General features: G+C 61.1%; 26 protein-coding genes. 15 read left to right on the forward strand and 11 right to left on the reverse strand.

The annotated features are described in order from the left end of the window. On the forward strand, nucleotides 1-1,074 hold a 1,074-nt coding region (locus tag ILFOPFJJ_RS34805), incomplete at its 5' end, for a hypothetical protein (protein WP_210267692.1). Between the two features lie 492 nt (nucleotides 1,075-1,566). Here the strand turns inward: ILFOPFJJ_RS34805 and ILFOPFJJ_RS32615 are convergent. Further along, nucleotides 1,567-2,460 carry a LysR family transcriptional regulator gene (locus ILFOPFJJ_RS32615; protein WP_173514580.1) on the reverse strand — a complete coding sequence of 298 codons (894 nt, stop codon included), beginning with the start codon at nucleotides 2,458-2,460 and terminating at the stop codon, nucleotides 1,567-1,569. Nucleotides 2,461-2,557: 97 nt separating this feature from the next. Here ILFOPFJJ_RS32615 and ILFOPFJJ_RS32620 point away from each other — a divergent pair, with 97 nt between their 5' ends. From ILFOPFJJ_RS32620 to ILFOPFJJ_RS32630, 3 genes are read left to right on the forward strand one after another with little or no spacing between them, the layout of a single operon-like run. After that, on the forward strand, nucleotides 2,558-3,295 hold the full coding sequence (locus tag ILFOPFJJ_RS32620) for an SDR family oxidoreductase (RefSeq protein WP_173514581.1): 738 nt from the start codon (nucleotides 2,558-2,560) through the stop codon (nucleotides 3,293-3,295). 29 nt (nucleotides 3,296-3,324) lie between these two features. Further along, nucleotides 3,325-3,537 (forward strand): tautomerase family protein, encoded by a 213-nt coding sequence (locus ILFOPFJJ_RS32625; protein WP_157019946.1) that lies wholly within the window; start codon nucleotides 3,325-3,327, stop codon nucleotides 3,535-3,537. A 42-nt stretch (nucleotides 3,538-3,579) separates the two neighbouring features. Next, the gene (locus ILFOPFJJ_RS32630) at nucleotides 3,580-4,575 is read left to right on the forward strand and encodes an MBL fold metallo-hydrolase (protein ID WP_173514582.1); all 996 of its coding nucleotides are present in this window, start codon (nucleotides 3,580-3,582) and stop codon (nucleotides 4,573-4,575) included. 180 nt (nucleotides 4,576-4,755) lie between these two features. Here ILFOPFJJ_RS32630 and ILFOPFJJ_RS32635 read toward each other — a convergent pair whose 3' ends face one another. Then, a complete protein-coding gene (locus ILFOPFJJ_RS32635) occupies nucleotides 4,756-6,783 on the reverse strand; it encodes a BTAD domain-containing putative transcriptional regulator (RefSeq protein ID WP_173514583.1) in 2,028 nt (675 codons plus the stop codon). A 158-nt stretch (nucleotides 6,784-6,941) separates the two neighbouring features. Here ILFOPFJJ_RS32635 and ILFOPFJJ_RS32640 point away from each other — a divergent pair, with 158 nt between their 5' ends. The 4 genes from ILFOPFJJ_RS32640 to ILFOPFJJ_RS32655 all read left to right on the forward strand — a co-directional run bounded on the left by ILFOPFJJ_RS32640 (nucleotide 6,942) and on the right by ILFOPFJJ_RS32655 (nucleotide 11,424). Then, entirely contained in the window at nucleotides 6,942-7,712 is a 771-nt protein-coding gene (locus ILFOPFJJ_RS32640) for a DUF1194 domain-containing protein (protein ID WP_173514584.1), read from the forward strand. 32 nt (nucleotides 7,713-7,744) lie between these two features. Then, complete coding sequence (locus ILFOPFJJ_RS32645; protein WP_173514585.1) at nucleotides 7,745-8,098, forward strand: hypothetical protein; 354 nt, start codon at nucleotides 7,745-7,747, stop codon at nucleotides 8,096-8,098. After that, nucleotides 8,088-9,179, forward strand: a complete 1,092-nt coding sequence (locus ILFOPFJJ_RS32650; RefSeq protein WP_246299982.1) for a DUF4268 domain-containing protein — start codon at nucleotides 8,088-8,090, stop codon at nucleotides 9,177-9,179. Before ILFOPFJJ_RS32645 ends, ILFOPFJJ_RS32650 begins: the two co-directional genes overlap by 11 nt. A 613-nt stretch (nucleotides 9,180-9,792) precedes the next feature. Beyond that, nucleotides 9,793-11,424, forward strand: coding sequence for an ankyrin repeat domain-containing protein (locus tag ILFOPFJJ_RS32655; protein WP_173514586.1), 1,632 nt, complete (start codon nucleotides 9,793-9,795; stop codon nucleotides 11,422-11,424). 316 nt (nucleotides 11,425-11,740) lie between these two features. On the opposite strand, the gene ILFOPFJJ_RS32660 is transcribed toward ILFOPFJJ_RS32655, so the two are convergent. From ILFOPFJJ_RS32660 to ILFOPFJJ_RS32680, 5 genes are all read right to left on the reverse strand, one after another. After that, a complete protein-coding gene (locus tag ILFOPFJJ_RS32660) occupies nucleotides 11,741-12,346 on the reverse strand; it encodes a DNA-3-methyladenine glycosylase I (protein ID WP_173514587.1) in 606 nt (201 codons plus the stop codon). Then, complete coding sequence (locus tag ILFOPFJJ_RS32665; RefSeq protein ID WP_173514588.1) at nucleotides 12,343-12,636, reverse strand: YciI family protein; 294 nt, start codon at nucleotides 12,634-12,636, stop codon at nucleotides 12,343-12,345. The genes ILFOPFJJ_RS32660 and ILFOPFJJ_RS32665 overlap by 4 nt, the downstream gene beginning before the upstream one ends. Nucleotides 12,637-12,649: 13 nt before the next feature. Further along, entirely contained in the window at nucleotides 12,650-13,231 is a 582-nt protein-coding gene (locus ILFOPFJJ_RS32670; protein ID WP_173514589.1) for a TetR/AcrR family transcriptional regulator, read from the reverse strand. 220 nt (nucleotides 13,232-13,451) lie between these two features. After that, nucleotides 13,452-14,561 (reverse strand): sulfite oxidase, encoded by a 1,110-nt coding sequence (locus ILFOPFJJ_RS32675; protein ID WP_210267693.1) that lies wholly within the window; start codon nucleotides 14,559-14,561, stop codon nucleotides 13,452-13,454. Between the two features lie 389 nt (nucleotides 14,562-14,950). Continuing rightward, nucleotides 14,951-15,598 carry a TetR/AcrR family transcriptional regulator gene (locus ILFOPFJJ_RS32680; RefSeq protein ID WP_173514591.1) on the reverse strand — a complete coding sequence of 216 codons (648 nt, stop codon included), beginning with the start codon at nucleotides 15,596-15,598 and terminating at the stop codon, nucleotides 14,951-14,953. Between the two features lie 200 nt (nucleotides 15,599-15,798). On the opposite strand from ILFOPFJJ_RS32680, the gene ILFOPFJJ_RS32685 reads away from it, so the two are divergent. From ILFOPFJJ_RS32685 to ILFOPFJJ_RS32700, 4 genes are all read left to right on the forward strand, one after another. Continuing rightward, nucleotides 15,799-16,692 carry an NAD(P)/FAD-dependent oxidoreductase gene (locus ILFOPFJJ_RS32685; RefSeq protein ID WP_173514592.1) on the forward strand — a complete coding sequence of 298 codons (894 nt, stop codon included), beginning with the start codon at nucleotides 15,799-15,801 and terminating at the stop codon, nucleotides 16,690-16,692. Between the two features lie 21 nt (nucleotides 16,693-16,713). Beyond that, nucleotides 16,714-17,187: a methyltransferase family protein gene (locus ILFOPFJJ_RS32690; protein WP_173514593.1), complete on the forward strand. Its 474-nt coding sequence runs from the start codon at nucleotides 16,714-16,716 to the stop codon at nucleotides 17,185-17,187. Between the two features lie 595 nt (nucleotides 17,188-17,782). After that, entirely contained in the window at nucleotides 17,783-21,130 is a 3,348-nt protein-coding gene (locus tag ILFOPFJJ_RS32695; RefSeq protein WP_173514594.1) for an ATP-binding protein, read from the forward strand. Nucleotides 21,131-21,151: 21 nt separating this feature from the next. After that, nucleotides 21,152-21,532, forward strand: coding sequence for a YybH family protein (locus tag ILFOPFJJ_RS32700; RefSeq protein WP_173514595.1), 381 nt, complete (start codon nucleotides 21,152-21,154; stop codon nucleotides 21,530-21,532). A 219-nt stretch (nucleotides 21,533-21,751) separates the two neighbouring features. Here the strand turns inward: ILFOPFJJ_RS32700 and ILFOPFJJ_RS32705 are convergent, their stop codons facing one another. Then, the gene (locus ILFOPFJJ_RS32705) at nucleotides 21,752-22,219 is read right to left on the reverse strand and encodes a group III truncated hemoglobin (protein WP_173514596.1); all 468 of its coding nucleotides are present in this window, start codon (nucleotides 22,217-22,219) and stop codon (nucleotides 21,752-21,754) included. Nucleotides 22,220-22,402: 183 nt separating this feature from the next. On the opposite strand from ILFOPFJJ_RS32705, the gene ILFOPFJJ_RS32710 reads away from it, so the two are divergent. Together ILFOPFJJ_RS32710 and ILFOPFJJ_RS32715 are read left to right on the forward strand one after the other, a co-directional pair. Next, nucleotides 22,403-23,173, forward strand: a complete 771-nt coding sequence (locus tag ILFOPFJJ_RS32710; protein ID WP_173514597.1) for a pyrroline-5-carboxylate reductase — start codon at nucleotides 22,403-22,405, stop codon at nucleotides 23,171-23,173. A 310-nt stretch (nucleotides 23,174-23,483) separates the two neighbouring features. After that, nucleotides 23,484-24,281 (forward strand): hypothetical protein, encoded by a 798-nt coding sequence (locus ILFOPFJJ_RS32715; RefSeq protein ID WP_173514598.1) that lies wholly within the window; start codon nucleotides 23,484-23,486, stop codon nucleotides 24,279-24,281. A gap of 226 nt (nucleotides 24,282-24,507) precedes the next feature. Here ILFOPFJJ_RS32715 and ILFOPFJJ_RS32720 read toward each other — a convergent pair whose 3' ends face one another. From ILFOPFJJ_RS32720 to ILFOPFJJ_RS32730, 3 genes are read right to left on the reverse strand one after another with little or no spacing between them, the layout of a single operon-like run. Further along, nucleotides 24,508-24,942, reverse strand: coding sequence for a competence protein CoiA (locus ILFOPFJJ_RS32720; RefSeq protein ID WP_173514599.1), 435 nt, complete (start codon nucleotides 24,940-24,942; stop codon nucleotides 24,508-24,510). A 24-nt stretch (nucleotides 24,943-24,966) separates the two neighbouring features. Further along, the gene (locus ILFOPFJJ_RS32725; RefSeq protein WP_173514600.1) at nucleotides 24,967-25,605 is read right to left on the reverse strand and encodes a reverse transcriptase domain-containing protein; all 639 of its coding nucleotides are present in this window, start codon (nucleotides 25,603-25,605) and stop codon (nucleotides 24,967-24,969) included. After that, nucleotides 25,602-26,330 carry an RNA-dependent RNA polymerase family protein gene (locus ILFOPFJJ_RS32730; protein WP_173514601.1) on the reverse strand — a complete coding sequence of 243 codons (729 nt, stop codon included), beginning with the start codon at nucleotides 26,328-26,330 and terminating at the stop codon, nucleotides 25,602-25,604. The genes ILFOPFJJ_RS32725 and ILFOPFJJ_RS32730 overlap by 4 nt, the downstream gene beginning before the upstream one ends. A 66-nt stretch (nucleotides 26,331-26,396) precedes the next feature. Between ILFOPFJJ_RS32730 and ILFOPFJJ_RS36105 the strand changes: the two genes are divergently transcribed. Beyond that, the gene (locus ILFOPFJJ_RS36105; RefSeq protein WP_282438719.1) at nucleotides 26,397-26,531 is read left to right on the forward strand and encodes a hypothetical protein; all 135 of its coding nucleotides are present in this window, start codon (nucleotides 26,397-26,399) and stop codon (nucleotides 26,529-26,531) included. Nucleotides 26,532-26,709 lie beyond the last annotated feature (178 nt).

Consider the following 26,709-nt stretch of genomic DNA (forward strand, 5'->3'; position numbering starts at 1 on the left):
CTCAACATCGTCAATCAAACCGTGATCCGGAAGGTGGGACCAAAACAGCGCTTACGACGCATGGCAGCATTGGGCCGATCTTTCACGTTCCCCAGTGGGCGCAAGAGGGGTGCTTTTCTGCGTTGCCTTGCCTTGCCTGGTGAGAAACGCGAAAGAAGCGCCAAAAGCGGAAGTTTGCGGCTGGCTGATCGATGGCCGCTCTCGACCGGTGCTGACGCTCGCAAATCGCACCGGCATGTCCGGGCCGTCCCAAAGCGGACGGAGGGCCAGATCGTTTTCCACACTGAATGTCCATTGCAATTTATTGGAGAGTCGAATTTAGACTGCATACCGAATGGTCTCAGGGAAAGAACTCGTCTCATATTCTGCTGGGCAGCCATGTCGCTGAAAGGGCGAGCTGAAAGGGCCACGGTGATGAAAAAGGAAGTTCCATCTCTTTTAAAGCTTGCAGAGGGTATTGAAGACCCACCGTTTCAGCGCTTCTACGGATTTTTCTTCGGGTGGGGATCATTGCTGATGGTATATTTCCCATACTTTCTAATGCTACTCTTCCCGCGTCATTTTTTTGATTTCCCTGTCGCAAGAAACATAATGACCTGGCTTCCAAAGTTCTGGGTTGAAGCGAGAAACTTCAAAGAAAATTATCTTGCGGTGGACATAAATTTCTATTTTTGTGCAAGTTTAATTTCCTATACAGTAACGATCGCAGTCTCCATTGTCGCTGCCATTAAGTGCTATCGCACGGGGCTAAATTTCCCATTTACGCTGACTCAATCCCAGCTCTGGAAGCCATATCGCTTCTTTCTTATGCCTGCCTTGGTTGCGATATTGCTGGGCGCTGTGGTGCCGCTGCCAGTGGGTGGAGACGACAGTGGCTTCAGGGGCAATCCCTTTGAGAACCCAGTCTTTTTGCCTGTGTACAGCTCGCTCTTCTTTGGACTTCTGCAGCTCGTAATCCCGGCCGGCTCATTATGGCTCGGTCGTGAGCGCGCACGGCTTAGGCTGGAACGGAGAAAGCCGCCAAGACCAGCGATTTCGGTTTTTCTCGATGAGCGAGAACATTCGGATAGCTGAGTGCACGATCAACGAACGCGCGACTTGCATTCCTCACAGTGAGGCAATGGCCACCATTTGGAGCGAAAGAGCCCTACGGGGTGCCTTTGGAAGCGACCGCTCACCACCAATGCAACCCGTACCATCCTGAGGTGCAAGGTCCGCCTCGGGCCAGCACCGGAATTCCCCGTGCGATCGACACATGTCAGCATTGGGCCGATCCTTCAAGTTCCCCAGTGGGCGCAAGAGGGGTGCGTTTCTGCCTTGCCTTGCCTGGTGAGGAACGCGAAAGAAGCGCCAAAAGCGGAAGTTTGCGGCTGGCTGATCGATGGCCGCTCTCGACCTCATCTGAGACGTTCGACGGAGTGAGGTTTGACGACCGGAATGGGGCCGAGAGCAGCCGTCTATACTCGGCCCCGAAAGCACTTTCGGGGTGCGCGGCTGCGGTGCAAATGATAACGATCGGCAGCGGGCGCGCACGCCTGAGCCTCGCGTGCAGGCAAGTACATCAAACTATAGATCTGCCGCATCAAAGACCGCCACCACCCAATCGAGGAAAACCCGCACACGCGGCGACAGTTGGCGGTTCTGCGGATAGTAGGCGGCGAGCGGCAGAGGCGGCGGCGGCTGATCCGGCAGGACCTCGACAAGGGCGCCTCGCGCCAAATCCTCCCGGAAGCGATAGCGGGGCGCCTGAATCAGCCCGTAACCCATCCGTGCGAGATGATGCGCCGTCTCCGCCTCGTTGGCGGTCACGTGGCAGGGAAGTGTCACCTCCCTGACCCCCCCGGCGGTCTGAAACTCTAGCGGCATCACACGACCAGTACGCGACGACACAAAGCCGATCATCTGGTGTCGGTCGAGATCATCGATCGAAGCCGGCATCCCGTGGCGCTCGAGATATTGGGGACTGGCGCAGGTCTGCTCCGGGATATCGGGGAGCCTGCGCATGATCAGGCCGCTGTCATCCGGTTCGCCCGCCCGGATGACGCAATCCACCCCCTCGCGTACCAGATCGACCAGCCTGTCGCCCTGGCCTATCTGCAACGTGATCTGTGGGTACGCTTCCAGGAAGTCCGGCAGGCGCGGCAGCAGGAAAGCCCGCGTCAGCGCGCCGTGCGCGTCGATGCGAAGCACCCCCGAGGGTTCACCGCCCCGCAAGGCGCGCTCCGCTTCGTCGATATCGGCGAGGATCGACAGGCACCGCCGGTAATAGGCTTCGCCATCCGACGTGGGCGCCACATGCCGGGTGGTTCGTTCCAACAGCCGGCTGCCGAGATCGCGCTCGAGTCGCCTGATCGCCTCGGTGGCCGTCGAACGCGGGATAACCAGATCGGCCGCCGCGGCCGTGAAGCTGCGACGGTCGATGACACGCACGAAAAGACGCATTGCATCGAGACGATCCATGATTATTCGGGATAGCCGAATTTTGTTGCCCGGAAAAGGGTGATTATCCCGTCTTCAACTCTCCCTACCATCCTTGCCGAGCAACGGAGGTCAAGAAATGAGACTGAAAGACAAAACCGCGATCGTGACTGGCGCCGGCAAGGGCATCGGCGCGGCAATCGCGCGACGGTTGGCCCAAGAGGGCTGTGCCGTCACGGTGAACTATGCGCGCGATGAGGCCACTGCCCGTCAGGTCGTGCAGGACATCGAGCAGGCGGGCGGCAAGGCGGTCGCGGTGCAGGCTGACGTCGGCGATCCGACCGGCATGCCCGCGCTGTTCGATGCGGCTGAAGCCGCGTTCGGCCCGGTCGATCTACTGGTCAATAATGCAGGCATGATGCGGCTGTCACCCGTAGCGGACGCTACGGACGCGGACATCGAAGATCACTGCGCCATCAATCTTGGCGGCACGTTCCGCGGCATGCGCGAAGGCGTCAAGCGGCTGCGCGATGGCGGGCGGATCATCAGCGTGTCCTCAAGTGTGGTGGGCTTCTACCAGCCCGGTTACGGATTGTATGCCGCGACGAAAGCCGGGATCGAGGCGCTGACGCATGTGCTTGCCAAGGAGTTGGGCCCGCGCAGGATCACCGTGAACGCGATCGCGCCAGGCCCGGTCGAGACCGATTTTTTCATGCGCGGCAAGTCAGAGGAACTGGTCGCCAGCATCACGCGGATGATCCCGCTCGGCCGCCTCGGTCGTCCCGATGACATCGCCGACGCCGTCGCTTTCCTGGCCGGGCCGGAAAGCGGCTGGATCAACGGTCAAACAATCCGCGCCAATGGCGGCGCGGTCTAACGGCAACCCTCAAGCCCAAGGAACACACCATGCCTTTCGCGAACTACAAACTGCCCCAGGCCTCGCTTTCGACGGCACAGAAGGAAGACCTGATCCACAAGACGACCGAACTCATGGTCGGCTATTTCGGGGAAATTGTGCGTCCGACCACGATGGTCCTGATCGAGGAAGTGCCCGATGGCGGATACGGACGTGCGGACGAGGTCTTCGTCATGCCGGAAGAGTACCGGGCCAAGGACTGACGCCGTTTCGATAGAGGGCTGCTGAACACAGGGAGACATGTGATGGAGACTGAAAAGGCAGCATACACAAACAGACGCGATTTGCTGAAGCTGACGGTCTTGGCTGGACTGGCGGGAATGGTTTCGATCCCAGCAAGCGCTCAAGGGCAGGACATCTTGCAGCCGCCCGCGCGGCCCCTACCGACCGTGGATACACGTTTTCCGGCGGAGATGGCGCCAGGTGTCTTTCTTGTGCCCGACAAGCGCATCCCGCTCGTTCCGAATATCGGGATCATCGTCGGCACGGAAAGCGTGCTGGTGGTTGATTGCGGTCTTGGTATCGAGAGCGCCGAGAACGTCCTGCGCCTGGCGCGAGAACTCGCACCGGGACGCCGGATCATCCTGACGGTAACCCACGCCCATCCGGAACACGGCTTCGGTGCCCAAGTGTTCAGGAGCGACGCGCGCATCTACTACAATAGCGCGCAACGGGACTATTTTCAGCGCTCGGGTCAGACCTTGCTGGACGGCTTCAGAGCCGGCATTCTACCGGAAGGGCAGAAGCATCTGCTGGACGGGATCACACTGACGCCACCGCATGAGTCATACGACACCGCGGAGACCGTGATCAATCTCGGCGGCCGTGAGGTCCGGTTTCGGACCTGGGGCACCGCCCATTCTCCGGGGGATCAGATCCTCTTCCTGCCTCAGGAGCGCATCCTGTTCGCGGGAGACCTCCTCGAAGAGCGGATGTTTCCGATCGTCCCGTTCTTCCCGCCTATGATCGGTGTCGGCGACATTGACGTTGCAAATTGGGAAATCGCTCTCAACGATATGATACGGTTGCAGCCGCGCCTCATTGTGCCGGGTCATGGAAATCTCGGCGGCGCCGAGATTCCTGAGGCAGTGCTTGGCTATTTCCAAACAGTGCGTAGAATGCTCGCCGAGACTGATCCCCAGACCGCCAATCTGCCGTTGCTCCTTCGCGCGCGTTATGCAACCTGGGAGAATCCCGAGTTCATTTCGCCAGCACTCCGATACTTTCAGCAGAGAGGCTAATCAGCAACTGCTGTAACAGGGAATATTGGCAGTTCGGGCCGGTAGCGGTCTGGCAGCTTCTGGTGCCCAAACAGCGATAGCCGACCGTCAACCAGGTGGGGACCGAAGCCTCCGACCGACCAGGGTGGTCCTTTGATTGGTCGAACGTAAACGCCGGCTATAGCGCTAATGAGCTGCCATTCATCGGCCGCTGTCGGTCGTTAAAATGGTCGTGTCCCCACGCGGAAGGCCGGCACGCTCCAGCATTTCGAGGAAGCGTGAATGATGCATATCCTTCACGTAGCGCGGCACGAAACCGGGGCAGACATTGCCCAGGTTGAGATGCGGAAGCTGTGACAGGCAATGATGAACGGCCCGGGAAGCTTCCTCATTGTTGCCCGTGGCGGCCGCGGCTGCAGCCCAGTAGAGTGCGCCGCGGACGAAGTCGGGCTTCGTCCTGACGACCCTGCGGGCCGCTTCGAGAGCCCGCCGATCGTTGCCGTCGGCAAACAGCGCCACGACCATGCTGTTGTGGCGCCAGAAGTCGATGACGTCGGGCGTTCCGAGCCGGATCGCCTCGCTGGCCTCGTGCAGCGCCTCGCTGACCTGGCCGCGCAGGGCGTAGAGTTCGGCGATGTCGCCGCGGGCGCTGGGATAGCTCGGGTTGAGGCTGATTGCGTGCCGGCATTCGACGATGGCTTCGTCGATCCGGCCTGCGGTTTCGAGCGCGAAGGACAGGATGACGCGCGCGATCTCGTCGTCCGGAACCGCCCGTACAGAGGCTTCCGCAAGGGCCAAAGCGCGCTCGACATGGTCAGGGTGCGATGGGAGCGCGCCCCAGGCCAGCGCCACCGTCATGGTGATGGAAAGCGTCCGCTTGGCGCGGGCATTGTCGGGCGCGATCGCCAGCGCCCGCTCGGCAAGTTCGATCGCACGCGGCAGGGAGTCGCGCGTCATCGCAAAATAGTTCACGAGAGATTCGTTGACGAGCCTGCGCACTTCCGGCGGGCCGGGCGGGCTCTTGTCGCGAACCTTCCAGAGCGTCAGTTGCAGTTCGAGGGTGACGGCCAGCACGATGGATTGCGCGATCCGGTCCTGAAATTCGAGCGCGTTCTCGGAGCGGCCGTCGAATCGCTGGGCCCAGACATTGTGGCCGCCGGCGGCGTCGGCGAGATGGACGTTAACCCGCAGATCGCGGCCAGATCTCTGGATGCTGCCGCCGAGCACGTAGCGCGCGCTCAGCTGCTCCGGACGCTGCGCGTCGTCGCCCGGAGCAGGCTTCTCCACGGCGCCGACATTGGAGACGACCACATAGTCCGCCACCTCCGAGAGGGCCGTGGTGATGTCCTGGACAAGCCCCTTGGCGAAATAACCGTCACGCCGCTCGGCTGTCAGATTGACGAAATCGGCGACGCTGATGGAGGGCCGCCCCAGGCGCTGACCGGCCCGGACGACATTTGCCGACGTCTGTGAGACGGGATGCGACGCCCCATTGGCGGGCGACACCAGGGATTGCCACAGCGCGCGCATCTCCGGGCCGATCTGGACGCCGAATTCCGTCTTCAGCATGCTCCTGCACGTCTCAAACGTACGGATCGCCTTGTCGCGCTGGCCGCTCGCCGCCAGCAGTTCCATCTTCAGCCGATAGGACGCTTCCCGCGTCGGCTCCATTGTCAGCAGCCGGTCGGCCAGGACCAATCCCGCTTCCCCGTCGACGAGGCGCGCCAGCCTTTCGGTGGATTCGAGCGCGCGGTCCAGAAGCCGGCCGCGCTCGCCGGCCGCCCAGTGTTCGAACGGGTCGCTGCCCAGGTGGAGACCATCGAGGAAAGGGCCGCGATAGAGAGCCAGGGCCGTTCCCAGATCTTCGGGCGAGCGGGCAGCCAACCCGGCCTCGAAGTCCTCGACATCGACTTCGACGGCGCTCGCCTTGAGGCCGATCAGGTCCTGCCGCGACTGGATGACGTCCACGCCCGCTTTCAGAAGGTCCCGGCGCAGGATGCTGATCGTCTGCCTGAGGCTGTTGCGCGCGTGGTCCTCGTCGCTGTCGCTCCAGAGCAGGTCGGCCAGTCTCTCCCTTGGCGCCGCCATCCCCGCGCAGCGGGCGAGGTAGGCGAGGAGGGCCGGACCCCTCTTGCCGGTCAGCTGGATGTGATCGTGTCGCTCGTTCTTGACCAGCAAGGCGCCGAGCAAGGAAATTCTGACGCTGGCAACGCCGTCACCAGTGGTCATCATTGGCACCGGTGCGTACTGGGCCCCTTCATGACGCGATTGTAACGCAGAAATACCGCGGCGCAAGCTGGGCCACCCAAGCATGCAAGCGCTGTCATCACGGCTGATCAGGTAAGCGGAGGAATGGTCGTGCACGACGGACCAGGGGGGATCAATAAATGGGAAGACTATTCTTGGGATTGCCAGCGGCGCTGGCCGCTTTGGTGTTGTGGGGGCTTCAGGCGCAGGCCGCCGACGTCGATGCCGCCGTCGTATTCGCGGTCGATTTCTCGTCCTCGATCGATCCTGACACCGCCGACCTGCAGCGCGAAGGACATGCTGCGGCACTCACGTCTCCCGAGGTTGCTGCGGCGATCGCCCGCAACTATGTCGGATGCATCGGCGTGGCCTATTTCGAATGGGCCAGTTCCGGGGGCACAAGGCTGGTGCTGCCCTGGACGAGGATCTGCGGCCCCGAAGACGCCGAAGCGGCCGCTCGGATCATCAGGGAGAAAGGCGATACCGGCTATGGCCGCCGGGGCAGAGGCGGGACATCCGTTTCTTCGGCCATCGGCGTCGGAAGCCTGCTTCTTGACCAGTTCCCAGGGAATGCCACCAAGAAGATCATCGACATCTCCGGCAACGGCGAGAACAATGACGGGCTTCCCGTACAGCCGATCAGACTGGAGGCAATTGCCAAGGGATATACGATCAACGCGATCGTTATCACAGCAAAGGATGAGGTTCCTGTCTACCGGCTGGCATCCTATTTTTCCGACGACGTCATTGGCGGGCCCGAGGCCTTCGTGATGACGCCGACCGATCCAGGCGACTACGCCGCTGCGCTCCGCCGCAAACTGGTAACCGAAGTGAGCTTGAACGTTCATTCGCCATATCCGCCGGAAGCGCGATCGGCTGCGAAAGGGCCGAGGGCGACAGGAGTTCAATGAAGCCAGGCGAGTAGGGAAGCAGGGAGTAGCGCATGCGCCAAGCCGTGACGCGGCGCGGCAAGAACCGCGCCGCGGACGACTGGGAGCGGAAGGCGGCCCATGCTTTCCCCACGGGACTGGTTTTGGGCAAGCTATTACCCCACAAGATCAACTCGCGTGGGGTAATTTTCCTTCCGGACGTCATTTTCAACGCAACTCAAATGGACATGTCGTTCCACTGTCGGTCCAACTCATTTCTGCGGCTCTATGCCAGCGCGGAAGGCGGCGCTCGCGGCATGACAATGGCGATCGGCTCGAAACCGCGCGCAGGGTCGAGGTTATGTGCCGTACGCCAGCCTCCTATCGTGCTGTCGATGTCCGCCGTCGGCCGACCCAATGCTCGATAAGATCGAGGACAGATTCGACCCCTTAACATTCCAATGGGTATTGGATATGGATTACGAAGGGGGAAGCATGAGTGCATATAATCTCGGTAAGCTCGTAAGGATCGAGCTTCGTGATATCTGGATGAGTGAATCATCTCACTTCACGCCGTGGCTGGCGCGCGAAGAAAACCTTCTTACACTTGGCGAAACGCTTGGGCTTGAGCTTGAACTAGAAGCGCAAGAGAGAGCCGTAGGGCCGTTTCGCGCCGACACACTATGTAAGGACATCGGCACCAATGCTTGGGTGCTGATTGAGAATCAGCTTGAGCGCACCGACCATTCTCATCTTGGGCAATTGTTGACTTATGCCTCTGGCCTAGAGGCCGTGACGATAGTTTGGATTGCTGCCCGATTCACCGAAGAGCACCGCTCCACACTCGATTGGCTGAACCGCATCACCGACGAAACCTTCCGATTCTTTGGGGTGGAGGTAGAGCTTTGGAGGATCGGCGAATCGCCGGCCGCTCCCCGCTTCAACGTCGTGTCCAAGCCCAACAACTGGAACAAACTCGTCACGCAGGCCGCACGAGCGATCGACGAGGCTGAGCTTACCGGCACCAAGGCGCTTCAACTGGCTTACTGGAGTGCATTGGGCAGCGTCCTGATGGCGAAGGGTGGCCCACTGGCGAGAGAGCGTAAGCCGCAACCGCAATCTTGGATGTCCTATTCGATCGGACGCCGCGGTTTTGGGATCAACGCTGCGATGGTGCGACCGAAACGACAGGTGCGTGCCGAGCTTTATATCTCCAATATCGACGCTAAAGCATTTTTCCATCTGCTCCATGAACAGAAATCGGAGATCGAGGCGGAACTCGGCTATGCTCTTGATTGGGACGAACTGCCCGAGGGCAGGGACACGCGGATATCGACCCCACTCAACGAGATCGATCCGGAGGATCGAGCGGATTGGCCTCGCCAACACGATTGGCTAGCCGCGCGACTGAACGAGTTTTACCGTGTATTCGTGAACCGGGTTAGGGGACTGGATGCGAGCGCTTGGGAGCCCGAAGACGCGCCTGAAGCTCAAAGGCCTGTCGTTTAGGCCGCTCGATAGCGAGTATTGCAGGGCCAATTCCTCGCATTCGCATCCAAAAGCCGCCATTCCGCTTCCCACCCGGATGCGGACCGTAGCATCCTGAGGCGCCAGGTCCGCTTCGGGCCAGCACCGGAATTCCCTGTGCAATCGACGCATGGCAGCATTGGGCCGATCTTTCACGTTCCCCAGTGGGCGCAAGAGGCGTGCTTTTCTACCTTGCCTTGCCTGGTGAGAAACACGAAAGAAGCGCCAATTGCGGAAGTTTGCGGCTGGCTGATCGATGGCCGCTCTCGACCCGACCCAGTCGTGGCGGCCATCCCTCAACTTCTCTGGAAGCGGACATCGGACGCGGTCGTCGGAAAGTCACGAGTGCGAACTGGCGGCACCCGCGGCATGCGTGCCGAATAGCTCATCCTGATCCAAAACTCGAACGTTGTCTTCTGCGTGCGCCTCCGACTGTTTGACCTGGATCGCGCTCTGAAATAGGTTTCCCGGCGCGGGCAAGCTGCATCCGGACTCGCGGGAAGGGCATAGCCCACTTGCATTGAAAACTTGATACCTCTCCAGCCTTTGTGCTGCCGAGTTGCGAGTCGTCGGCTTCAGATGCACGGAGGTTTTCATGAAATCGCTCCCCAGCCGACCCGACATCGATCACCTGAAGCGTCAGGCGAAAGACCTGCTGGCAGACTTCAGGCGCGCCGCGCCGGGGGCCGTCGCACGCTTCCGCAACGCCTTGCCCCTTGCAATGGGCCGCGATCCCGCCGCGATAGGCGGATTGAAGTTGCGCCTGCACGATGCGCAGTCCTGCATCGCCCGCGAATACGGCTTTGAATCGTGGGCCGATCTCAGATCCTATGTCGATGCCAGCCGGGCGAATGATAGCGATCTTGCCGCTTTGGCGGCGGCATTTTGTGGTTTGGTTTATGCGGGGGACATGGCCGGCGGCACCAATGGCGCCAGGCCAGGCGCTGCGGCACGGCTTCTGGCAGACCATCCGGACTTGCCCAAGCGGGATGCCTGGGTTGCCTGCGCCGCCGGAGACGTGGAGACGGTCCGCCGCCAGATCGGGGCGGACCCGTCCTGGCTCGACCGGATCGGCGGCCCGCTCGATCTCACCCCGCTTGTCGCCGCGACCCATTCGAGCCTGCTCCGCGCCCCTGAGTATACGGACCATCTGCACAAGGTGGTCGATCTGCTGCTCGAGGCCGGCGCCGATCCGAACCGGTCCGTGAGCAGGCGCTGGGGGTCTTCGGCCGGCGCGTCGCCTCGGGAGTGGCAGGCCTCGGCGCTCCACGGCGCGGCCGGCGTGAACCACGATCCCGACCTCACGCGACGGCTTCTGGCGGCGGGCGCCGATCCGAACGATGGGGAGTCCCTCTATCACTCTCTGGATAAGCCGGTCTGCACACCTATCCTGCTCGAAGCCGGAGCCGTCGTCAGCGGCACGAACGCGCTCTATCGATGCCTCGACTTCGACGATCTCGACACGCTCAGGCTGCTTCTGTCGCATGCCGCCGGCGCCGACGATCTGAAGGATGGCCAGCTGGTTCTCTGGGCGATCCGGCGTCGTCGCTCGCCCGCCCATATCGAGGCGCTGCTCGAAGCGGGCGCCGATCCCATGGTCAGAACGCGGGACGGCGTTGGTGCCTACACCCAGGCGCTGCGATACGGCCTGCCGGAGGTGGCCGCCGTGCTTGAAAGGGCAGGCGTCGCCGCCGACATTGACGACGAGGACCTTTTCGTGGCCGCCTGCGCCGGCGACGATGCCGAGGCGGCCGGGCGCATCAAGGCCCGGAGGCCCGATCTTCCGGCTGCTCTCGGCGAAGCCCGGCTGCGGATGCTTCCGGAACTCGCCGCAGCCGGCTGTTCCGGGCCTGTCCGCCTGATGGCCGACCTTGGTTGGCCAATCTCGGTTCGCGGCGGCGATTGGAGCGCGAGCGCCCTGAATCACGCCGTGTTCCGCGGCGACGCCGGGCTGGCGCGTCACCTGCTCGCGCGCGGCGCGTCTTGGACCGAGGAACACGGCCACGGCGACAATGTGTGCGGTACGTTGGGCTGGGCCTCGTGGAACCGGCCTGTCGAGGACGGCGATTGGGTGGCTTGCGCCGAGGCGCTTGTCGAGCACGGTATGCCGGGCGCTCAGCGGGATCCCGAGTATCCGGAATGCGTCGTCGTCGCCGCCAAGCGCAGGCGGTTCTCCGAGGATGTGGCAGCCTGCCTTCTGGAGAGAGGCTCGGAGCCCTCGAGCTAGCTGCATTAAGACATGCCCGCCAAGGGCTCAATCGGGACATCGACTTTTGGACGGAACGTCGGCTTTCGCCAACTGGCTGCCGAAAGCCGCCATTCCGCTTCCCACCTGATGCGGGCCGGGCCGATCTTTCACGTTCCCCGGTGGGTGCAAGAGGGGGGCTTTTTTGCGTTGCCTTGCCTTGCCTGGTGAGGAACGCGAAAGAAGCGCCAATGGCGGAAGTTTGCGGCTGGCTGATCGATGGCCACTCTCTACCCCGTTGCCGCCGTTGGTGTCCTGTGCAACGAATGGCTCGATTGAGCCCATTTCGGACATGCCGTCACGTAGGGAGGGACAACGCCGCGCGGGCTCTCTCGACTTCATTCCGCATGACACATTCCTCCGCGTGGTCGTTGACCAGGCCCATCGCCTGCATGAAGGCATAGACGGTGGTCGGCCCGACGAATTTCCAGCCGCGCTTGCGCAGTTCCTTCGACAGGGCCTCGGAAGCGGGGGACGTCGAGCGGCTTTGCGGGCGGGCGCCATCGTCGGTCGGCTCGAAGCGCCAGAGGAATGCCGCAAGCGAGCCTTCGTCATCGGCCAGCTCGCAGGCGCGGCGGGCATTGTTGATGACCGCCTCGATCTTGCCGCGATGACGCACGATGCCGCTATCCTCCAGCAGTCGCGTCACGTCTCTCTCATCGAACCGCGCCACCTTGCGAAAATCGAACCCGGCGAACGCGGCGCGGAAATTCTCGCGCTTGGCAAGGATGGTGCGCCAGCTCAGGCCAGACTGAAAGCTCTCGAGGCAGAGCTTCTCGAAAAGCCTGATGTCGTCCACGACCGGGAAGCCCCATTCGCGGTCGTGATAGTCGAAGAACTCGGGCGCGGCGGCGCACCAGCGGCAGCGTGGCCGGCCGTCTCGACCGGGAACGGTCGCGTTCATGCCGCTGCCTTCACGAAGTCGAGGGCAGGGACGGTGCGCTTGGGGTCGATCTCGTAGGTCTCGGCGGTCACGATACCCTGCACGACGAAGGGATCGGCAGCGATGCGTGCATCATGCGCCGCCCGGCTTTCGCCATGGGCGAGGATCGCGCCCCCGGCGGCAGGCTGGAGTGAGCCGACGCAGAGGAATGCGCCGGCCGCGAAGCCCTGGGCGATCCAGTCATTGTGCGCGGCCATGAACTCCGGCGCAGCGGCCCGGTTCTCCGCGAATCTCAGGATGGTGACGAACATTGGCGCTCCTTGATCAGTTGGGTTTGGAAAGCTCCGGCAGGGTGGTCAGCCAGTGTTCAATCCCGGCCACCTCGCTGCGAATGAATGCCTCGTCCCGGAAAGCGGTGGCCATGACCGCCGCTCCCTGGGACCAGGCGAGAAGATGCAGCGCCAGCCCGTCAGCCCGGTCGCCCGCGCCAAGTGCCCGAAATTGTCCGGCGAGCCAGTCGCGGAACAGGCTGAAAATTGCGGTCGCGCGGTCCTGTGCTGCGTGATCGAGTTTGGCGAGTTCCGAGCAGAGCGTCCCGACCGGACAGCCGAAGGCCATGATCTTGGTCCGATTTGCGATCAGCATGTGGATGAAGGACAGGATGCGCGTGGGCGGACCGTCGCCCGTGGTCTCCCAGCCATCGAGCATCGCGCGGGTTCGCTCCATCCGGAGCGAGATAACGGCATCCAGTATGTCGTCCTTGGTTTTGAAGTGGTGATAGAAATTCCCGCGCGAGATGCCCACGGCTGCGGCGATGTCAGCAAAGGAGGTGGCCTCGAACCCGCCCTCGTAGAAGAGAGCATCCGCCTTTTCGATTATGAGGTCACGGGTTGATGATGCGGGCATGAGCGGTTGTAATCCTGTGAGCCTCAACCATCTAGGACAACTGTCCTAGATGGTCAACCGCCGCGGCAATAAATGTCAGCTTCGTTCGCTTACGAACGACCGCTGTGCGCCCCCATAATGGTCATCGAGCCACCGGTCGCTGTCGCCGCAAAGCGGACATGACGCAGTGACAACGCGGGTCGCAGTTGCGCCAAGTCGCCATTCCGCCCCATGCGGGTGATTAGATCACGAATTCCTCCTCGTACGTCTGTGGCTCGGGAACGACCGTAACCTCCACCGGAACGATCCAATTGGCCGCGTAGCTCTCGCAGTCGGAACGCGGGAGCTCGGGCTGCACGCACCCCGCCCCATCGATCGCGCGACATCGCAGTATATATCGCCCGACTTCTTCAGGGGTCCACATGTACTCCCACAAGCGCCATGCAAAGGGACGTTCTGTTTCGAGGAGCCTTCCCTCGCGCCAGCCCCTGCCATCTCCGGTGCAGACCTGCACCTGCCGGATAACAGCCTCTCCGCTCCAGGCGGCTCCGAAAATCCGATACGGTTGGCCGGCGATGAGATGCGCCCCCTGCACGGGACGCGCGATCTGTGCTTTGACCTCCATCTCCGCAAGCGGGACCAGCCTGGGTTCCCCGAGGCTGCGCTCCCAACGGAAATAGTCGCGCGCCTGCCAGTAGCCAAGGAACGGTTGCTCCACAACCGTGATATGCGTGATCCACTTGACCCAAGCCATGCCGAACCAGCCACCCACGACCGCGCGTAGCGGGTAGCCGTGATCGCGCGTCAACGCCTCCTCGTTCATCGAATAGGCAAGGATCGTGCTGTGAGCCATTGCCTTCTCAAGCGGTAAACTGCGCGCAAAAGCGATGGGGCCGGGAGAAGCCGTTTTCTTGTTCGTGTCGACGACGCCGCTGTCTGCGCCTACGAGCAGAACCTCACGTGCGGTTCGCTTAACGCCCGCCATTTCCAAAATCTCGCGCAGAAGAACACCTGTCCACGCGGCATTGCCGACGGCTCCGTTCTGCCACTGCAACCCCTCCTTCGGCGGCACATAGTAGACGCGCCCGTTCCCTGCGCACTCGACGACGGCGGTGAAAGTCGTGCTCCGCATCGCCTTGATGCTGTCGAGGTCAAGTTCGATTGGCCGCTCCACCGCCCCGCCAACGTGCAATCTCCAGTCTCGCGCATCGAGGTCCGGCGACGCGAAATGGTTTCGCACGAAGAACAGCTCGGTTGGGATCAGCCAATCGGAGAGCGACGCAAACGGAAACTCGGTGTTCTGTGGGGATTTCTGTCGAACTATTAGACTGGGTTGCTCTGGTGTCGGCATCGTCCTCGTCTCCCCTTCCAAGAGCACAACGTTGGCACTCGGTCGCGCGAATTCCGGTTCGATCACACCGCCCCTCGCAGTGCGTCTGTCGCGTTCCGCCCTTCGGTTGCATTCTAGCACATGCCGCACGTTTCTCGGATCGACCTCGAACGGCAGCAAAGGGCCCGAATGCTGCTACATGCCCACGTCTCTTTTGCGCCCCAATTTCCGCCATTCAGACCACCGTTGCAGCTTCCCGAAAGCTGACGGTCTGCTAAGCCGGCACTAACGCCTCGAATGGGGTGGTAGCGGTTACGCCGCCTGTCACAGGTCCTGGAACACCGCCCAAGGCGTTGATGTCAATGCGGGCCATCCAAAATATCAAGTACTCCTTCGCGGCCTCGTCTAGGCTATCCGCCCGCGTGGTCGCTGCCACCGTGCGCGGCGATGAACATGGCGACGGCCGACCGGCAATAGGATTCGATCTCGTCATCGTCCTCTGCTCTCGCCTCATCGAAGCGTGCGACAATCAGGAGATCGGAGCCTTTGAAAAGTGCGGCAAACAAGCGGGCGGACCGGAGAGGATCGGGCACGTTCAAAGCCGCCTTCGCGTCCAACTGACGCAACAGGGCCTCGATTTGGGCGGTGATATGGGCGGGGCCGGCTTCGTAATGGACCTTGCTCAACGACTTTTGGTTCGGCGTGTCGGCCATGACCATGGCTTCGACGTTGCGGACGTCCGGGCGCAACAGCGTGCGAAGCAGCGATGATCCCACCGCCATGAGCTGATCTTCGGCCGAGCCGTCGACGCCTTCAAAAAGGGCCTGTGGTATTAACTGCTGGCAGCGGGCCGCAAAGGCCGCTCCAAACAGCGCCTCCTTGTTCTCGAAGTGCCTGTAGATGCTGAGCTTGGATATCTTCGCTCGCTGGGCGACCTTGTCCAATGTCGTCGCTTGAAAGCCCAATTCCGCAAAGAGTTCGCCCGCGGCGTCGACTATGGTTTGGCCGAGCGCCTCATTGGCGGGCCGGCCTCTCCTGCCTCGACTATTTTCGCTCACGATAATTACAGTCCTTGACAGTATCGTTATTCGTGAATTACGATACTACGTAGTCTCGGAAATTCCAAGAGGTGATTTTATCGTGTCCTCCAGATCAGGTTTGCCTTGGCCGCAAGGCGATATCCAATGCGCATCGCTGGACGATATTGCGCGCCAGGCACAGCCTAAGTCCCTCCATCCGCAATACGGAGCCCATCACCATGGATGACGTCATCATCGTCGGCGGCAGCTTTGCCGGTCTCGCCGCCGCCCTGCAGCTCGGCCGTGCCCGTCGGAAGGTCACCGTTCTCGATACAGGCCTGCCGCGCAACCGCTTCGCCGGCCACTCGCATGGCCTGCTCGGCCACGACCATAAGCCACCGCCGGATATCCTGGCCGAGGCGCGGCGGCAGTTGGCGCGTTATCCTGCGATCCATTTGGTCAATGCCCGGGCCGACAGCGTTTCCGGCGCTCTCGACGATTTCTCTGTCGTCACTGGCGGTGGCGAACGCCTTGCGGCGCGCCGCCTGATCCTGAGCTATGGCATCACCGACCAGATGCCCGATGTGCCGGGCTTTGCCGAAAGCTGGGGCACGTCCATCGTGCCCTGTCCCTATTGCGATGGCTTTGAAGTCGCAGGCCAACATTGGGGCCTCGTCTGGTCCGGCCCGCAGTCACACAACCAGGTCAGGCTGTTCCACGATTGGACCGACAGGTTGACGGTCTTCGCCGATGGTCACGACATTCCGCCCGATACCCGGGCCGATCTGGAGCGTCGCAACACACCCATCGTCGACGGCCGGATCACTGAAATCACCCGTCATGGGGGCCATAACCCCACCCTCAAGCTCAATGTCGGCCCCGATGTCGCCGTCGACATCCTGTTCGCGCATCCGCGCAACAAGCCGTCCGCAAGCCTGCATGAATCACTGGGTCTCGCCACGGTCGATACGCCCCTCGGCATCGTCCTCAAGGTCGACGAGCGCCGCGAAACCAGCATGCCCGGCATCTACGCCGCCGGCGACCTCGCCAACCCCCTCATGGCCTCGGTCACCACGGCATCATGGCAAGGCGCGATGGCGGGTATCTTCTCCCAGCAGTCGATGCTGGTTTGAGAGCACAGATTGGAGATGAGCATGGCCGTCGAACCGGACAGCGCGGGTGTGCGCTTCCCTCCGCCCTTCGTCTATCTGGGAGCGCTGCTGTTGGGACTGGCGGCGGAGCGGTTCGTCACCCTGCGCTCTTTCGGCATCGACTGGCGGTTGCTGGTCGCGACGGGCGCGCTGCTGTTCGTTGCCGGCGCGACGATGATGCTTTTGGCGGCGGGGCTGTTCCGACGGCTGGGCACCAACATTCCGCCGTCGCAGCCAACGACCCTCATCGCAACGACCGGTCCTTTTCGGTGGACCCGCAATCCCATGTATCTCGGCATGGCGCTTATCTATGCCGGGCTTGCGATCGGCTTCGACGGGCCGATCGCCTTCGCCTTGCTCCCGTTGGTGCTGATCGCGATCCAGACGCAGGTGATTGCCCGCGAGGAGCGCTATCTCGAAGCGAAGTTCGGCGACGACTACCGCCGCTACAAGGCCGAGGTTCGCCGCTGGCTCTGACTATTTGGTCACCGCTTGCCGCCACAAATGAGCCGTCGACGCACCGCACGCCGATGTCTGCTTTCGAGAAGCGGTAACCAAGAGCGGACAGACCGCCACGCGCCCCCAAGTCAGACACTGAGCAGAGCACGTTGGTATCCCAGAAGCGGACATGCATAGACGCCGCCGAGCTGCAGGTTTGCGCCACTTCCAGACCTTACCTCGGAAGCTGCGGTCGACGCGTTTCGACCCTTCTCAGACCTTCCATCGAACCTGAGGCTAAGGCAAACCTCTGACCCAAACGGGCCGTTCCCGAGCGCCTCTGGTCGCCCGAAAGCGGACCTTCGCCCGGATCAAATGCGCAAGGCACGGTGCCACAGCCAATTTGTGCATCTTTGGCTATTTCAGGCTGAAGCGCTTATGAGGAACTCCTTGACCGCGGTTTGAGCCTGGGATGTGGCGGCGTCGTTGTAGCAGACCGAACGGGGGTCCTCTTCCTTCCTGCCGTTTGAGGCCGGTGGGATACGCTTATTCGGCCGTCTTCTTGTATTGTGCTGCGCGGGCCGCAGCGATGCTGTATATTACTACCTTGAGGGTCGTTCTGGGAGGGGCGACGGTGAACGTCGGGTCATGGCTCGAGAGCTTGGGCTTTGGGCAGTATGCCGCAGCCTTCGACAGCAATGCCATCGACGCCGAGATGCTGCCGAAGCTCACGGCAGAAGACCTTAAAGAAATCGGCGTCAGCGCTCTCGCACACAGAAAGAAAATTCTCGAAGCAATCGCTGCACTCAGCGGTGGCCAGGCGACTGCATCCGTCATCAATCCTCCCCACCGACTGACGCCGACCCGCCCGCGCGAAGCCGAGAGACGCCAACTCACGGTAATGTTCGCCGATCTCGTCGGGTCGACAGGTCTGTCCACCCAGCTCGACCCGGAGGAAATGGGTGCATTACTGCGCCAGTTCCAAAACACCATAGCCGGCGAAGTGGTGCGTTTCGACGGATATGTCGCCAAACTGATGGGAGACGGCGTCTTAGCATATTTCGGCTGGCCGCAGGCGCATGAGGAAGATGCCGAACGCGCCGTCCGAGCAGGGCTGGCAGTCGTCGATTCCATCAAGGCGCTGTCTGAGAAGGACGGTCAACAGCTTTCTGTCCGCATCGGTATAGCGACTGGCCTGGTAGTCGTCGGGGATCTGGTCGGCGCGGGAGCCGCGCAGGAGAACGCTGTGGTCGGCGAAACACCCAATCTCGCTGCCCGCCTGCAGAAACTGGCCGAGCCGAACACGGTGGTGATTTCGGAGCTCACGTGTCGGCTGATCGGGAAGCTTTTTGAGGTGAAGCGAATCCGGCCTCAGAAGCTGCCGGGTTTCGAGACCCCCACCAGTTCGTACGTCGTCCTTGGGGAGGGCCGGGCTGAAGGCCGCTTCGAGGCTCTCCACTCCGGCGGCACAGCGCCGTTGGTGGGCCGCGATCTTGATATTGCACTACTGATTGACCGATGGACCCTTTCTGCTTCCGGTGAAGGGCAAGTCGTCGAACTGTTCGGGGAGGCAGGAATAGGCAAGTCGCGAATTCTTCAGGAGCTGCGCGAGCGGCTGAAACAGGAAGCCGTCACCTATTTGCGCTACTTCTGCTCGCCTTACCACGCGCAGAGCGCGCTTCATCCCGTCGCCGACCAGCTGCTCAGGGCCGCACGCATCGACCGAACCGACCCGCCGGACAAGCAGCTGGCATTCCTGGAGGAGGTGCTTGCGGCGACGCGAGACCCGCAGGAGGCAATCCCCTTGATTGCGTCTTTGCTATCAATCCCCACCGGTGACCGATACCCGAAGCTTGACCTGATGCCGCAGATGCAAAAACGACGCACTTTCGAGGTGTTGATCGAACAACTTGAAGCACTGGCGAGGACCAAGCCGGTTCTCATGCTGCTTGAGGACGCCCACTATCTTGATCCGGTTTCGGCCGAACTGTTCGATATCATTGTCGATCGTATTCAACAGCTGCCCGTCATGCTGATCACCACGTCACGTCCGGAAAGATCTCCTTGCTGGAATGGTTTCCCCCACGCCACGCTGCTGACATTGAACCGCTTGAGCCGCTCCCAAGCGGCCGCAATCGTCACCGCGATGACTGGAGGAAAGCAGCTGCCGATATCCATGCTTGACCAGGTCCTCTCCAAGACAGAAGGCGTGCCGCTTTTTATAGAGGAGTTAACGAAGGTCGTAGTGGAATCCGGGCTGCTCAAGGAGAGCGGCCAGGATTACGTGTTGTCCGGGCCGTTGCCCCCACTTGCCGTCCCGGCGACACTGCACGACTCCTTGATGGCACGCCTCGACCGGCTCGCCTCCGTCAGGGAGGTTGCCCAGGTTGGCGCGGTCATCGGGCGGGAATTCAGTCACGAGCTGTTGGCATTGGCCGCCGGCATGGCGGAAGCCGAATTGGAGCGGGCGACGGAACAACTTGTCAATGCAGGCCTCGTGTTCCGCCGTGGAGGCGAAGGCCAAGTCACGTATGCATTTAAGCATGCTCTGGTGCGGGACGCGGCTTACGGGAGCCTGCTCTTAAGCAGGCGGCAGCAGCTGCATGCCCGCATTGCCCACATCCTGGAAGACCGGTTCCCGGAGACGGTCGCCGCTGAACCGGAGTTGCTCGCCTATCATTTCAGTCAGGCTTCCCTCATCGAGAAGGCCGTTGAGTACCACGAGCAGGCCGGACGGCGGGCACTGTCGCGTTCGGCCTTGTCGGAGGCCCTCCTGCGGTTTGAGAATGCATTGAATGGACTGGCTTCACTTCCGCCTTCTCGGCAGCGCTCGCGCCGCGAGCTTTCCCTGCAACTGGCCCTGGGCAGCGCACAAGTGGCGGCGCATGGGTTTGCAGCGCCGGAAACGGGGGCTACCTACGGAAGGGCAAACGATCTGTGCGAGGAGTTGGGTGAAGTGCGGGAGGCGTTTCCGGTCCTCTACGGCCTTTGTTTGTACCATCTATACGCCGCCGAACTGACTGAGGCCCGTCGCGCCACCGACAGGCTGCTGGAGCTCGCTAGCAGCAGTAACGACCGGGGTCTTTCCTTCTTCGCGCACAGGGCCGCCGGGGTGAGCGCCGTTCCAGCCGGCGAATTTGTGCGTGCCCGTGCTCACTTGAAGGAAGCGCTGGCACTCTATGACCCGCAGGAGCATCGGTCGCCCGCATTCGTGTATGCCTTCGACCCGCGTGTCGTATGCCTGGATTATTTGGCGCGCACGCTGTTGGCACTCGGCTCGCCCGATCAGGCGCTTGCCACCAATGATGAGGCGGTGGCCGAAGCAAGAAGCATGGGGCACCGCAACAGTCTCGCCTTACCGCTGTTCTTCGGCGGTGTGATCCGCCAGATCATCGGCGACCGGGAAACTGTGAAGCTCCGTGCCGCCGAACTATTCCAAATATCAGGAGAGGCAGGATTCCGGTTTTGGCAGGCGGGCGCGACAATCCTCCAGGCGTGGGCGGCCGCCGAGGATGGCGACGTGGATCGTGCCCGGACGGAGTTGGAGAGGGGCATCGGCGGCTGGCTGGCCACCGGGGCGCGGTACATGTGCCCATACTTCGCGGCTCTTCGTGCTCAGATCGAAATGAAAGCCGAAAAACCAGAAGCGGCTCTCCGATCGCTCGAGGAAGCCGAGGAAATGATCGAGCGAACCAACGAGCGTTGGTTCGCGGCCGAAGTGTTCCGTCTCCAAGGGGAGGCGATTCTTTTAGTTGGATCCGAGAAGGGAAAGGTGGCTACCGAGCGCTTCCGGCACGCGCTGGCAACAGCGCGTGCACAGGGCGCACGGTTTTGGGAGCTTCGTGCAGCGGTAGGACTGGCTCGCGCCGACCCTGAAGCGGGTGCACGGGAAGACCTTGCTGAGATTCTCTCGAGCTTCACCGAAGGAGCAGAGTTACCGGATCTGCAAACCGCTCAAAAGCTCGTGGCAGCGTTGGGGTAGTCAACGTCCAGGGAGGATGTGATGTCGGAGATGGATATCCGTGCGATCGTAAGCCAAGCGAACGATCGTTGGAACGCAGCGTTCAATCGGCGAGATGCTGCAGCGGTCGCGGCGCTTTACACGCCGGACGCAACCGTCCTGCCGCATACGCATGCCGTAGTTAAAGGGCAGGCGGCGATCGCTGATTTCTGGGCCGGGTTGATATCGGCAGGGATCAAGGAACACGGCATCGAGTTGCTCGACGCCCAAGCGGCGGGGGATCTCGCATACTCCAGCGGCAAATGGTGGGCGACCGGTAGCGGAGAAGATGGAAAGCCGGCCCAATTTGAAGGGACAATCGTCACCATTTTGCGAAAACAAAATGATGGGTCCTGGAAATTGTGCCTTCACACTTGGAACTGATTGGCCAGGCAACTGGCGCTCGCCTCTGGGTTAACAGGCCATCGCGCGAAAGTCCGCCCTTGAGAAGCGCCGTGAGTGTCGGCAATGGCGCAACCTGCTCGTTCCCGATGGGCACGACGAAAGACGGTCTTCCACCCCATGCGGACCTCAGCATCCTGACGTGCAAGGTCCACTTGGGCCAGGAGCGGTAGTCGGCGTTCGTCCGCCAAAAGTGCCAATTCACGACCGCTTGAGTGCGGGGTCGTCGAGCGCCGGATTGTAGAAGAGCGAGAGCGTCAGGCTTCGCGCGATGCGCTCTGCGGTGGCCATGAACCAGGCCTTCGCGTCGTTGTTCGGTGCAATGTCGTCAAGCGTCGCGGCAAAGAGCGCCAGCCATTTCGGGAAAAGCTCCGGCGACATGTTTGGGATGCCGAGATGCGCCTGAACCGGCTTTCCGCCGTAAGCGCCACTGCGGAAGGCGACTGAGGACCAGAAGCTTTTCATCTTCTCCATGTGCTCCGGCCAGCGCCCCGAAAGCCTTGCGTCGAACACGGGACCGAGCTCCGGATGCGCGAGCACCCGGCCATAAAACGTGTCGACCAACCGACCGATGAACGCGTCATCGATCCCGAGGGCTTTCATTTCCGCTTCCGCGCTTTCGCGGATCGCTGCGGGTTGCGCAGCTCGAGCCTGCAGTTCGTCGTTCATTCCATCACCTGATGCATGCGTTCCCGTAAATCGTACTCGATTTAGGGAGCACATGCCGAAATTCAAAGTGCTGCAGCGCCCTTTGCGCGTCCGATTGGACGCGCGGCGCTGTAGGATCTAAGGAAGATGCAGTCGTCTTGCTGCTTTGTCGGCCGACGACGACCAGATGGTAAAGGACACCCAATGAAACTCGGCTTTATCGGCACCGGCGCGCTCACATCCGCGATTGTTGCCGGGCTAAAATCGCTTGCGGATAATTCCGTATCCGTTCTCCTGTCGCCTCGGAATGCGGAAATCGCGGCAGGTCTCGCTTCCCGCTTTCCGGACGTGCGCGTGGCAACCGACAATCAGGCGGTTCTCGACAATTGCGAGACGATCATGCTCGCCATTCGGCCGCAGGTTGCGCATGACGTGCTTTCTAAATTGCGGTTCCGGCCTGACCATCACGTCGTCAGCCTGATCGCCACGCTGTCGCGCGATGAAATCGCGGCTTTGACCGCGCCCGCGGAAAAGGTGACGAAAGCGCTTCCGATGCCGATGATCGCTTACGGGCAGGGCGCGACAATCATATGCCCGCGAGATCCGAGCATGGCCACATTGTTCGGCAAGCTCGGAAAGGCGATCGAGGTAGAGGATGAAAGCGAATTCGACGCGCTGAGCGTCGTCACCGCGACCTATGCCACCTATTTCAAATACCTCGATACGATCCATGGCTGGCTGAAAGACCACGGCGTTGGGGAGACGAGGGGGCGCGACTACATCGCCACCCTGTTCAAGGCTCTCGCGCACGCACCGGAAGCGGCGCCCGAGGCCGGCTTCATGCATCTGGCGGAAGAATATGCAACGCGCGGCGGGCTCAACGAACAGGTCCTGCGCGAACTGACGGACCGCAAGCTATTCGATGCTTTCGCGCAAAGCCTGGACGGCGTGCATCGGCGCATTACAAAATCTTGAGCGGTGCGCGAAGTCGCCTAACTCACGCGAAAGGTGGACGCCTTCTACTGCATGTTTCCTTAAATCGTAGCCGATTTAAGGATAAAAACATGCAGCAATTCGAAGTGCTACAGCGTCCTTTGCGCGTCTGATAAGACGCGCGGCGCTGTAGGAAGAGGCTTAACCGCTCCTTGTCGTGGAGTGGTGCCGAACGGTCACACTTTCAACCTTTCCTCGATTCCGAAGAAGCACGTTGTCTTCTCCCGCCGCACGTTCGTCAAATTCTTCCCCGTCTGGTTGTATGACAGTTTCATGACAGGGAGCAGAAGCGATGAGCCGCGAGAATGTTGCGTTTGTCTGTTCGGTAGCCGCCGGCGTAGCCTTGCTCTTCATCATCGGTCTTTCCCGGCCTGACTTGCTGGTCGAGGACCACCTCGTGGAAAGTCTGGGCGCCTTGGGTTTTGCCACAGCAGCTCTGCTCGCATTAGGAACGGCCATTCGAAGGCGCGCATGCTTGTCCTCAACTGAGAAGAGCATCCTTGCAGGCACGAGCGGATTGTGTTCGATACTGTTCCTCAGCGAGATCAGTTTCGGCGCCCGCATGTTTAATCTGCAGATGCCGGAAATGCGCGGCGGGGGCGAGTTCGACGGCGGCCACGACATCGTCATCGTGGCCTTCCGCCTAGTGAGAGACTCCGGCCCCATCGGCTACCTTGCGGCGGCAATCGGGGCATTGCTTCTCCTGACCTTGGCGACCGTGCTTCTTCATATGTTCCGACAAAAGATCTACGCGATGCTGCATCGAATTCTCGCGAGGGCGTTTGAATGCCGCTTGGCGCTGGCTGTCGCTATGCTCGCGAGTGCCGTAACGCTCGATCTCGTACCATCATACAAGGCAGGAATCCTGGAAGAGGTCCTCGAGTTCGGCGCCAGCGGCGTATTGATCCTTGCGATTATCGCATTTCGGCGCGAAAGGGGAAGCAAGGTGGTCGCACACCCGCCTCCGGGCTCCTTCCTCAGCCGTGATCAAAATGCTCGGGACTTTCAGGCGCTTGGTTTAGCTCGCGAGCGCTTCCGATCTGGAACAAAGCCTTGCGACCCGGCAAGCAGGGCCGGGGCGGCGAGATAGAGGATCGCGGCGATCGTCACGACGCCGGTGAAGCCGACATGCATCGCAAGCAGTGCGGCGAGGATTGCGCTCAGCACCGACGCGCAGCCATTGATCCCCCAGGCCCAGGGAAGAAACTCGTCCGAGCGTGCACCGACGTGGCCGAGGCCGAGGGGGACGATTTCCGGCAGTTTCCAATACTTCAAAACAGATGGGAATCCCCTAATTCCAGGCGTTGGGAGGTTTTTCAGCGCCGACTAAGTATGCCCATCCACAAGACTGGGACTTGCGCGGCGATGTAGGCCTTTGTTCGCGCCTCAATGGCAGGAAAGAGTATCGGAGTGTGTTGAACCTCCAGTGCCCACCGCCGTTGCCCATCGGGCGACGTAACTACCACGTCCGCACGGCGATCGCCCTGAATGGAGAGCACTTCCACTTCGTAATCCGCGATGTAGCCCATTTTTCGAAATGCATCTCGCAACGCGATCTTGGCCTCACGATGTTCCGCCGTTTCGCCTTTTGCCCACGAGCAATCAGTGGGAGGCTTGTGCGCGAAGTGAGCGATCTTGATCTGTCCCTTGCGCAGCGTAACCGGCTGGCCGCAGGACGGGCAGTGATAGGCAGCGCCCTTGGCGGAGATCGCGGCGTCGACCCTCAAACCGTTGCAGTTGGCTGTAAGCATTGGGCTAGTCCTCTTTTGGAGCTCCTATGACAGCTCCTTCAACCGAAGAAGTTCGCGCTCGACCTCCCGTTCGAACCGCCTCAGTTGGCGCAAAATCAGGTCTTCGTTGTCAAAGAGCTTGGCGCTACGGCGAGCATAGGATGAGAAATTGCGGGCCGCGACCGAAGTGAACCGTTTGCGCAGCTTCTTAGTATAGACTTTGCTTGCCCTACCTTGAGCAATCGCTTTTGTGGCTACATCGCGGGTTCTCCGAAACCCTCTGCGCATCTTGCGCCATTGCCGCGACAGCGAACTCGGGCGGATGGCGGCCCCGTCTCCGTGAAAGGTGAAGCCGAGGTATTGCGCCGCTCGCTTCGAAGCCAGCGCAGCATTGGAGGGGTCGAATTCGGACACCTCGGTTTTGTCCCTGCTGATCTGCAAAACGTCAGCGGTCAGGAGGGTCTCAATTTTAACCTCGACAGCCCGCGCATGTTCGAGCTTGCAGACGACAAGAATATCGTCCGAGTAACGACGATAGAGAGCTCCGATGGAGCTGCAATACGCACTCATCTCGATGTCAAAATCCAACATGTAGAGATTGGAGAACGCTGCGCTGATCGGCGTCCCCTGCGGTATCCCGTAGGCGTTCGGATTTTCGTTAATGGGAACGCCGGCCTCCTTCACCTCGGCGATGGTGGCGATTGGGTCCCGCGTTTTTCTCTGTAGGCTTCGAACAAAATCGGCGTCGCGCGAAGGTCATCGAGGCGGACAAAGCGGAACTTCGTCATGAAACGAAATACCTTAAACCAATCCTCCGAGAGGCCCTCAACGCCGAGCAGGCCGCGAAGCCGGGCCTTGAGCAGTCTGTGATCGAGCGTGTCGAAGAACTTGGTTACGTCGTAAGCCAGAATGGCAACAGGCGCATTGGAATGCGCGTAGCGATAGACGTCCGAAGCAAAATGGTAATTGCCCTTGCCGAGAGCTCGGTAGGCGATGACGTTTTCACCGATATCTCGTGAAGCGTAGGTTTCTTCGAGACGCTTGTTCAGCAGCCAAGAATAATAGGAGAGGATGCAGGCGTCACGGTGGGACGCGAACATAATTGAGCGATCCTTGGCCTTGGTCTTATGATCCTCGGGCTTGTAGCGCTTCTCGGACTTGACGTAGTGGATGAGCGGCGAGAACGAATGCCGCATGACGAAGTCCGATTTAAGTACTTTCTTCGCAAACGACAGGCCGACCTGACGATCGAAATGCCTGTATCCTCGATGCGCGAACCAGCGAAAACCGCTCAAATGTTTCGGCTCCGCAGAGTTCGGGGAGTTGATCCTGACCCTGGATCCCAGCTCATAGAGCTGGACACTTCCCGAACGCACGCCGCCATCTGTCTGCACCTCAATCGATTGCATCGAATGCGATCCCGACACGGGTCTGTTAACGCGAGGCGGTATTGTTTAACCAATGAGGTCCGAGCCATGCTCGATATCTCGTTCATCATTCCTTGCCTGGTGCAGAAGATCATCGATCTCGTCTTGCCGGGAAGCAACTTCGAACTTGACAGTCTCAACGGTCCGACCCGCTGGCAAATTCCAGGGGCAGGCCAAAGTTAGGTGTGATCACCTGATTCTACAACCGGACTTCACTCGATTTCCACAAGGCGACAAAAATCCAAGGGGTCCGCAATGGGCCGAAAGCTGACGAACGAACCACTCGCCTTAATGGGAATCAAACCGCCGGCCTCGTGATAAGGAGCCAAATGCCCCTTGCTATACACTTCGGCCCACGCGC

The sequence above is a fragment of the Sinorhizobium psoraleae genome (assembly GCF_013283645.1).
Lineage (GTDB): Bacteria > Pseudomonadota > Alphaproteobacteria > Rhizobiales > Rhizobiaceae > Sinorhizobium > Sinorhizobium psoraleae.

What these genes read in the sequence shown, in the direction of transcription:
- ILFOPFJJ_RS32615 (WP_173514580.1), bottom strand. Translation starts at nt 2,460, where the DNA reads ATGGATCGTCTCGATGCAATGCGTCTTTTCGTGCGTGTCATCGACCGT.
- ILFOPFJJ_RS32620 (WP_173514581.1), top strand. Translation starts at nt 2,558, where the DNA reads ATGAGACTGAAAGACAAAACCGCGATCGTGACTGGCGCCGGCAAGGGC.
- ILFOPFJJ_RS32625 (WP_157019946.1), top strand. Translation starts at nt 3,325, where the DNA reads ATGCCTTTCGCGAACTACAAACTGCCCCAGGCCTCGCTTTCGACGGCA.
- ILFOPFJJ_RS32630 (WP_173514582.1), top strand. Translation starts at nt 3,580, where the DNA reads ATGGAGACTGAAAAGGCAGCATACACAAACAGACGCGATTTGCTGAAG.
- ILFOPFJJ_RS32635 (WP_173514583.1), bottom strand. Translation starts at nt 6,783, where the DNA reads ATGACCACTGGTGACGGCGTTGCCAGCGTCAGAATTTCCTTGCTCGGC.
- ILFOPFJJ_RS32640 (WP_173514584.1), top strand. Translation starts at nt 6,942, where the DNA reads ATGGGAAGACTATTCTTGGGATTGCCAGCGGCGCTGGCCGCTTTGGTG.
- ILFOPFJJ_RS32645 (WP_173514585.1), top strand. Translation starts at nt 7,745, where the DNA reads ATGCGCCAAGCCGTGACGCGGCGCGGCAAGAACCGCGCCGCGGACGAC.
- ILFOPFJJ_RS32650 (WP_246299982.1), top strand. Translation starts at nt 8,088, where the DNA reads ATGCTCGATAAGATCGAGGACAGATTCGACCCCTTAACATTCCAATGG.
- ILFOPFJJ_RS32655 (WP_173514586.1), top strand. Translation starts at nt 9,793, where the DNA reads ATGAAATCGCTCCCCAGCCGACCCGACATCGATCACCTGAAGCGTCAG.
- ILFOPFJJ_RS32660 (WP_173514587.1), bottom strand. Translation starts at nt 12,346, where the DNA reads ATGAACGCGACCGTTCCCGGTCGAGACGGCCGGCCACGCTGCCGCTGG.
- ILFOPFJJ_RS32665 (WP_173514588.1), bottom strand. Translation starts at nt 12,636, where the DNA reads ATGTTCGTCACCATCCTGAGATTCGCGGAGAACCGGGCCGCTGCGCCG.
- ILFOPFJJ_RS32670 (WP_173514589.1), bottom strand. Translation starts at nt 13,231, where the DNA reads ATGCCCGCATCATCAACCCGTGACCTCATAATCGAAAAGGCGGATGCT.
- ILFOPFJJ_RS32675 (WP_210267693.1), bottom strand. Translation starts at nt 14,561, where the DNA reads ATGCCGACACCAGAGCAACCCAGTCTAATAGTTCGACAGAAATCCCCA.
- ILFOPFJJ_RS32685 (WP_173514592.1), top strand. Translation starts at nt 15,799, where the DNA reads ATGGATGACGTCATCATCGTCGGCGGCAGCTTTGCCGGTCTCGCCGCC.
- ILFOPFJJ_RS32690 (WP_173514593.1), top strand. Translation starts at nt 16,714, where the DNA reads ATGGCCGTCGAACCGGACAGCGCGGGTGTGCGCTTCCCTCCGCCCTTC.
- ILFOPFJJ_RS32700 (WP_173514595.1), top strand. Translation starts at nt 21,152, where the DNA reads ATGTCGGAGATGGATATCCGTGCGATCGTAAGCCAAGCGAACGATCGT.
- ILFOPFJJ_RS32705 (WP_173514596.1), bottom strand. Translation starts at nt 22,219, where the DNA reads ATGAACGACGAACTGCAGGCTCGAGCTGCGCAACCCGCAGCGATCCGC.
- ILFOPFJJ_RS32710 (WP_173514597.1), top strand. Translation starts at nt 22,403, where the DNA reads ATGAAACTCGGCTTTATCGGCACCGGCGCGCTCACATCCGCGATTGTT.
- ILFOPFJJ_RS32715 (WP_173514598.1), top strand. Translation starts at nt 23,484, where the DNA reads ATGAGCCGCGAGAATGTTGCGTTTGTCTGTTCGGTAGCCGCCGGCGTA.
- ILFOPFJJ_RS32720 (WP_173514599.1), bottom strand. Translation starts at nt 24,942, where the DNA reads ATGCTTACAGCCAACTGCAACGGTTTGAGGGTCGACGCCGCGATCTCC.
- ILFOPFJJ_RS32730 (WP_173514601.1), bottom strand. Translation starts at nt 26,330, where the DNA reads ATGCAATCGATTGAGGTGCAGACAGATGGCGGCGTGCGTTCGGGAAGT.
- ILFOPFJJ_RS36105 (WP_282438719.1), top strand. Translation starts at nt 26,397, where the DNA reads ATGCTCGATATCTCGTTCATCATTCCTTGCCTGGTGCAGAAGATCATC.